At 73.6% G+C, this 5,977-nt stretch carries 9 protein-coding genes; 7 read left to right on the top strand and 2 right to left on the bottom strand.

Features of this window, described 5'->3' with window-relative positions; translation table 11 throughout:
- The coding region (locus CRM73_RS17805; protein ID WP_229588645.1) for a PfkB family carbohydrate kinase at nucleotides 1-367 on the bottom strand (367 nt) is incomplete at its 3' end.
- A 189-nt stretch (nucleotides 368-556) separates the two neighbouring features.
- On the opposite strand from CRM73_RS17805, the gene CRM73_RS17800 reads away from it, so the two are divergent.
- The 6 genes from CRM73_RS17800 to CRM73_RS17775 all read left to right on the top strand — a co-directional run bounded on the left by CRM73_RS17800 (nucleotide 557) and on the right by CRM73_RS17775 (nucleotide 4,722).
- Nucleotides 557-1,555 (top strand): adenosine deaminase, encoded by a 999-nt coding sequence (locus CRM73_RS17800; RefSeq protein WP_109223020.1) that lies wholly within the window; start codon nucleotides 557-559, stop codon nucleotides 1,553-1,555.
- Nucleotides 1,556-1,649: 94 nt separating this feature from the next.
- Complete coding sequence (gcvH, locus tag CRM73_RS17795) at nucleotides 1,650-2,036, top strand: glycine cleavage system protein GcvH (protein ID WP_035924064.1); 387 nt, start codon at nucleotides 1,650-1,652, stop codon at nucleotides 2,034-2,036.
- A gap of 189 nt (nucleotides 2,037-2,225) precedes the next feature.
- Complete coding sequence (locus CRM73_RS17790; protein WP_017833713.1) at nucleotides 2,226-2,681, top strand: FHA domain-containing protein; 456 nt, start codon at nucleotides 2,226-2,228, stop codon at nucleotides 2,679-2,681.
- A 9-nt stretch (nucleotides 2,682-2,690) separates the two neighbouring features.
- Nucleotides 2,691-3,437, top strand: a complete 747-nt coding sequence (locus CRM73_RS17785) for a MerR family transcriptional regulator (RefSeq protein WP_017833712.1) — start codon at nucleotides 2,691-2,693, stop codon at nucleotides 3,435-3,437.
- A gap of 1 nt (nucleotide 3,438) precedes the next feature.
- Nucleotides 3,439-3,963 carry a bifunctional nuclease family protein gene (locus tag CRM73_RS17780; RefSeq protein WP_017833711.1) on the top strand — a complete coding sequence of 175 codons (525 nt, stop codon included), beginning with the start codon at nucleotides 3,439-3,441 and terminating at the stop codon, nucleotides 3,961-3,963.
- 174 nt (nucleotides 3,964-4,137) lie between these two features.
- Nucleotides 4,138-4,722, top strand: coding sequence for a MerR family transcriptional regulator (locus CRM73_RS17775; protein ID WP_017833710.1), 585 nt, complete (start codon nucleotides 4,138-4,140; stop codon nucleotides 4,720-4,722).
- A 10-nt stretch (nucleotides 4,723-4,732) separates the two neighbouring features.
- Here the strand turns inward: CRM73_RS17775 and CRM73_RS17770 are convergent, their stop codons facing one another.
- Nucleotides 4,733-5,521 (bottom strand): ParA family protein, encoded by a 789-nt coding sequence (locus CRM73_RS17770; protein WP_109223022.1) that lies wholly within the window; start codon nucleotides 5,519-5,521, stop codon nucleotides 4,733-4,735.
- A gap of 347 nt (nucleotides 5,522-5,868) precedes the next feature.
- Here CRM73_RS17770 and CRM73_RS20010 point away from each other — a divergent pair.
- On the top strand, nucleotides 5,869-5,977 hold a 109-nt coding region (locus CRM73_RS20010), incomplete at its 3' end, for a biotin carboxylase N-terminal domain-containing protein (RefSeq protein ID WP_229588646.1).

The raw sequence follows: 5,977 nt of genomic DNA, 5'->3' as shown, positions 1-5,977 counted from the left end.
GCACGTCCCCGGCGTCCAGCAGCATCCCGGCGTCCACGTCCTCCAGCAGGCGGCGGACCCCGCGCGGCCCCACGAGGTCGACGAGCAGCGCGGTCGGGGCGCCGGCGCGGCGCACCACGGCGCCGACGTCGATCCCGTCGGCCGCGGCCTGGGCGAGCACCTCCGTGCCGGCGGAGTCGGTGCCCACGACCCCCACCAGGGCGACCTCGGCGCCGAGCTGGCGGCACGCCACGGCCTGGTTCGCGCCCTTGCCGCCGAGCAGCTCCTGCCGCTCGAGCACGTCGGCGGAACCGCCCTCCGCCGGCAGCTCCGCCACGGTCAGCACGAGATCCCGTCCCACCTGTCCGACCACCACGACACCGGACATCCGGCACTCCTTCCTCCGAGCGGCTCCGCTCGCGAGCCTAGAGCACTCCGGCCGCGGAACCGACGGCGGTCGGGCGGTGCGGGGCGACCCGGCAGCGGGGGCGGAGCCCCGCCGCCGACCGCGGCGCATACACTGCACGGGACGTCGAGTGCTCCGGTCCCCGGGGCCGACCGCGAAGGAGCGCCGGAGTTGAACGACCTGCACACCCTGCCCAAGGCGGAGCTGCACCTGCACATCGAGGGCACCCTCGAGCCCGAGCTCGCGTTCGCGCTCGCCGCCAAGAACGGGGTGGAGCTGCCCTACGGCTCCGTCGAGGAGCTGCGGCGGCAGTACGACTTCGAGGACCTGTCCTCGTTCCTCGCGCTCTACTACGCCACGATGGCGGTGCTGCGCGACGCCTCCGACTTCGAGGCGCTGACCCGGGCCTACCTCGAGCGCGCGGCGGCGCAGGGCCTGCGGCACGTCGACGTCTTCTTCGACCCGCAGGCGCACACCGCCCGGGGCGTGCCGCTCGGGACGGTGGTCGACGGCATCCGCGCCGCCCTCGACGCCGCCCGGGCCGAGCACGGCCTGACCAGCACGCTGCTGCTGTGCTTCCTGCGGGACCGGCCCGCCGCGGAGGCCGTCGAGCTCTTCGACTCCCTCGGGGACCAGCTGCCGCGCATCGACGGGATCGGCCTCGACTCGGCCGAGGTCGGCCATCCCCCGGCGCTCTTCGAGGAGGTCTACGCGCGGGCGCGGGCGGCCGGACTGCACGTCGTCGCCCACGCGGGGGAGGAGGCGGGTCCCGAGTACGTCCGGGAGGCCCTCGACGTGCTGCGCGTGGAGCGGGTGGACCACGGCATCCAGTGCCTGAGCGACCCGGAGCTCGTGGACCGCCTCGTCGCGGAGCGGGTCCCGCTCACCGTGTGCCCGCTGTCCAACGTGCGGCTGCGCGTGGTCGACACGCTCGCCGACCACCCGGTCCTGGACATGCTCGAGCGCGGACTGCTGGTCACGGTCAACTCCGACGACCCGGCCTACTTCGGCGGCTACGTGGGGGACGTCTTCCAGGACCTGCGCGACGCGCTGGGACTGACCGACGAGCAGGCCGTCGCACTGGCCCGCAACTCGGTGGACGCGTCCTTCGCGGGGACGGAGCGCAAGCGGGCGATCCACGCCGAGATCACCGCGTGGGAGGGCCGCTGAGCGGCCGACACCCGCGAGGTCCCGCACCCTCGGGCCACGGGGACGTCTGTGCCATAATCGAGCCGACCGCACCCGCCGGACCAGGAGCCACCCCATGAGCAACATCCCCGCCGACCTGTCCTACACGGCCGAGCACGAGTGGATCGCGGGCCCCGACGCCGACGGCGCGGTGCGCATCGGGATCACCGACCACGCGCAGGGCGAGCTGGGCGACGTCGTGTTCGTCCAGCTGCCCGAGGTGGGGGAGAGCGTCGAGGCGGGCGCCGCCGTGGGCGAGATCGAGTCCACCAAGTCCGTGAGCGACATCTTCGCCCCCGTCTCCGGTGAGGTCACCGCGGTCAACGAGGCGCTCGAGGCCGAGCCCGGGACGGTGAACTCCGCCCCCTACGCGGAGGGCTGGCTGTTCGAGGTCCGCCCCTCCGGCGAGGACTACCGCTCCGGGCTGCTCGACGCCGAGGGGTACGCCGCCCAGCTCGACTGACCCGCGCAGGACCCGACCACGCGCGAGCCGGGACGTGTCCCGGCCGCCCCTCCGTGTCTCCACCACCCGGTACACTGACAAGCAACCGGGTGGCTCCGGCCGGTCGCCCGGGAACCGCCGGGACAGGAGGTCGCGGGGCAGGGGTCCCACAGGACCCGTCCACCAACACGTCACCAGTCGAGGGAAGAGATGTCCAGAACCCAGAACGGCTCGAACGCACCCCAGGGGGAGCCGGAGACCACGTCGATCCAGATCGTGGCCGAGGTCCTCTCGCACGCGGCTTCGCACAAGCTCTCCCCCGAGGAGAGCTCAGCGGTCTCCGCGCTCCCGCCGCGCAGCGCACTGCTCGTGGCCCACGACAGCGGCGGCTCCGGGTCACGCTTCCTGCTGGACCGGGACGAGGTCCCCGCCGGCCGCCACCCGTCCTCCGAGATCTTCCTGGACGACGTCACCGTCTCGCGCCGGCACGCGCGGTTCGTCCGGCGCGGCGACTCCTTCGAGATCATCGACTCCGGATCCCTGAACGGCACCTACGTCAACGGCGACCGCGTGGACAGCGCGCAGCTGGACAACGGCGACGAGGTCCAGATCGGGAAGTTCCGGTTCACGTTCTACCGTTCGCTGCGCTCGCAGTCGGACCAGTAGAAGGGAGCCATGACCGACCCCGCGGAGACCGATCCCCACCGGGACGACGTCCAGCACGAGGCCCGGGTGGGCATCAGCGCCGTGCTCAAGGAGCTCGGCGAGGACCACCCCGGCATCACCGCCTCGAAGCTGCGCTTCCTGGAGGACAAGGGCCTGGTCCACCCGGCGCGCACCGCGTCCGGCTACCGCAAATTCTCGCGCGCGGACGTGGACCGGCTGCGCCGGATCCTGGAGCTCCAGCGCGACCGCTACCTCCCGCTGAAGGTGATCCGGGAGCGGCTGGACGCCGACGAGGACGCCCGCGCCGACGACGCCCGGCGCACCGCGGAGCCCGCCGATCCGGTCACCGCCCCCCTGCCGGTCGTCAGCGCGCCGCGCACCTACAACCTGCGGGAGCTCGCCGCCCGCACGGGCGCCGGCATCCCGCTCGTCCGGGAGCTCGTGAGCTACGGGCTGATCCGGGAGCAGAACGGGGCCTTCGACGACCACGCCCTCGCCATCACCCGGGCGGCCCTCGCGCTGACGGCCCACGGTCTGGAACCGCGCCACCTGCGCCCCTTCAAGGCCGCCGCGGACCGGGAACTGGGCCTCGTGGAGCGCGCCGTCGCGCCCCTCACCTCCCGCCGGGACGCCGCCTCGAGGGCACGCGCGGTCGAGCGCGCCCAGGAGATCTCGGGCCTGTGCCTCACCATCCACACCTCGCTCGTGCGCTCGGAGATCGCCGCGCTCCAGGAGCGCGCCGCGGTGGAGGGCTGACGTGGCCGTGCACCAGGTCCTGATGGAGATCGCGGGCGTCCGCATGGACGTGCCGTCGGCGCAGCCCGTCGTCGTCCTCCGCGAGGTCGAGGGCGGACGGCACCTGCCGATCTGGATCGGCACGAACGAGGCGACGTCCATCGTCTTCGCCGTGCAGGGGATCGAGCCGCCCCGGCCCCTGACGCACGACCTCGTGCTGTCGGTGGCCACCGCGTTCGGGCGCACGCTCACCCGGGTGCGGATCCACACGGTGGAGGAGGGGGTCTTCCACGCCGCGCTCGAGTTCTCGGACGGCACGGTCGTCGACTCCCGCGCCTCGGACGCGATCGCCCTGGCCGCCCGCACCGACTGCCCCATCCTGTGCACCGAGACCGTCCTCGACGAAGCCGGTCTCGTGATGAGCGGGGACGGGGAGCTGCGGGAGCCGTCCCCCCGCGCGGGGGAGGGAGAGCCGCAGCTGCCCCCGGAGACGCAGGTCGAGCAGTTCCGCGACTTCCTCGACAACGTCGACCCCGAGGACTTCTGAGCCGTCCCCGTCCGCCCGACACGGGGTCCGGGCCCCTGATGTCTTTGACCCCGTCCCCGGGGAGGTCTACCGTCATAAGGTGTACTCGAGGTGTTCCCGGGGGGATCCGGACGTCTCTGTGAGACCATCCACTCCCGGCGCCGCGAGCACCGGGTCCACGAGCGAGGAGGCGGCGTGAGCGAACGCGAGCAGCCCGGCGGCCCTCCGGCGCACGGCACCCAGGGCGTCCTCTTCGACGACTCCGTGATCCGGGACGAGTCCGTCGGCTACCGCGGCCCCACCGCCTGCAAGGCCGCGGGCATCACCTACCGGCAGCTCGACTACTGGGCGCGGACCGGTCTCGTGGAGCCCACCGTGCGCGGCGCCTCCGGGTCCGGCACGCAGCGGCTCTACAGCTTCCGCGACATCCTCGTCCTGAAGATCGTCAAGCGGCTCCTGGACACCGGCGTCTCCCTGCAGCAGATCCGCACCGCCGTGGGGGCGCTGCGCGCCCAGGGCGTGGAGGACCTGGCCCGGCTCACCATGATGAGCGACGGCGCCAGCGTCTACGCGTGCACGTCCCCCCACGAGGTCATCGACCTGGTGCAGGGCGGACAGGGCGTCTTCGGGATCGCCGTGGGCCGGGTGTGGCGCGAGGTCGAGGGGACCCTCGCGGCGCTCCCCGGGGAGCACACCGGAGCGGACCGCGCCCCCGCCCAGGAGCCGCTGCCCGGGGACGAGCTCTCCGAGCGCCGGGCCCGCCGGCAGAGCGCGGGCTGAGCCGGGCGGCTCAGGACGAGCCGTCGATCAGGCCCTGCAGGATCGCCGTGTACCGCCCGGAGATGTCCTGGGCCTCCGCTCCCGGCCAGCGGTGGATCGGCCAGGCCGCGCCCTGCGCCTGCTGCCAGACGGGCAGGTCCGGGATCACCGGGCTGACCAGCAGGGGGCCGAACAGCTCCTGCAGCTCGTCCAGGCGGTGCCGGTGCTCCACCGACGAGTGCTGGACCTTGTTGACCACCACCCCGGCAGCCGGCACGGCCCACGTGCGGCTCTGCTCGAACTGGGCGATCGCCGTCATCGTGCGCTTGGTGCCCGCCACCGAGAACAGCGAGGGCTCCGCCACCGAGAGCACCTTGTCGCTGGCGGCCCACGCCGTGCGGGTCAGCGCGCTCAGGGTGGGCGGGCAGTCGACCAGCACCAGGTCGTACCCCTGGGCGCCGGAGAGCGCGCGCTCCAGCCGGCCGAGGTCCTTCTCCCGGTACTCGGAGCGGTCGAGGTGGGACGAGCGGGCCGAGCCCGGGGCGACGTCGAGGGCCCTGCTGTCCAGGCCGGCCCGCACCGCCCAGGCCGAGGCCACGACCACGCGCTCGAGCGCTCCCCGGCGCGGCCTGCGCAGCACCTCTCCGATGTCGTGACCGCGCTCCGGGTGCACGCCCAGTCCGGTCGTGGCGTCGGCGTGCGGGTCGAGGTCCACCACCAGCGTGGGCACTCCCGCCTGCAGGGCCGCCGAGGCGATCCCCAGGGTCACGGAGGACTTGCCGACACCGCCCTTGAGGCTGCTGACGCTGACGATCTGCACGGAGGGGACACCCTTCGCTCGCGGGGAAACGGGAGGAGCGGCTCCTCGGGTCCGGGATCGGGGGCCGCGGCGAGGAGACGGCTGCGCCCATCGTAGCCGGGCGGGCGCGCTCCGCCCCGCTCCGGCGCGGAGCCGCCCGCGGCCGCCCCGCCCCCGCGCCGCCGCCGTGTACGCTGACCACGACGTCGCTCTGTGACAGCAGTCACAGTGTGCCCCGGGGTGGCGTGGTTCACTGGTCAGGACCGCCCGCGGACGGCCATGCTGACCGTGTGCGCGACGTTGTCCGACCTTCGACGAATCAGTGCCCGGGTGTCCGCCGAACGGCCCCGGGTGCGGAACGGGTGTTGATGTTCTCCAAGATCCTGGTGGCCAATCGCGGCGAGATCGCGATCCGTGCTTTCCGTGCCGCCTACGAGCTGGGCGCCAAGACGGTGGCGGTGTTCCCGTACGAGGACC

It is taken from the genome of Kocuria sp. CCUG 69068 (genome assembly GCF_020833785.1).
Classification (GTDB): Bacteria; Actinomycetota; Actinomycetes; order Actinomycetales; family Micrococcaceae; genus Kocuria; species Kocuria rosea.
This window is presented reverse-complemented; position numbering and strand designations above follow the sequence as displayed.

Coding starts and splice junctions, on each gene's coding strand:
- gcvH (WP_035924064.1), top strand. CDS start 1,650: ATGAGCAACATCCCCGCCGACCTGTCCTACACGGCCGAGCACGAGTGG.
- CRM73_RS17785 (WP_017833712.1), top strand. CDS start 2,691: ATGACCGACCCCGCGGAGACCGATCCCCACCGGGACGACGTCCAGCAC.
- CRM73_RS17790 (WP_017833713.1), top strand. CDS start 2,226: ATGTCCAGAACCCAGAACGGCTCGAACGCACCCCAGGGGGAGCCGGAG.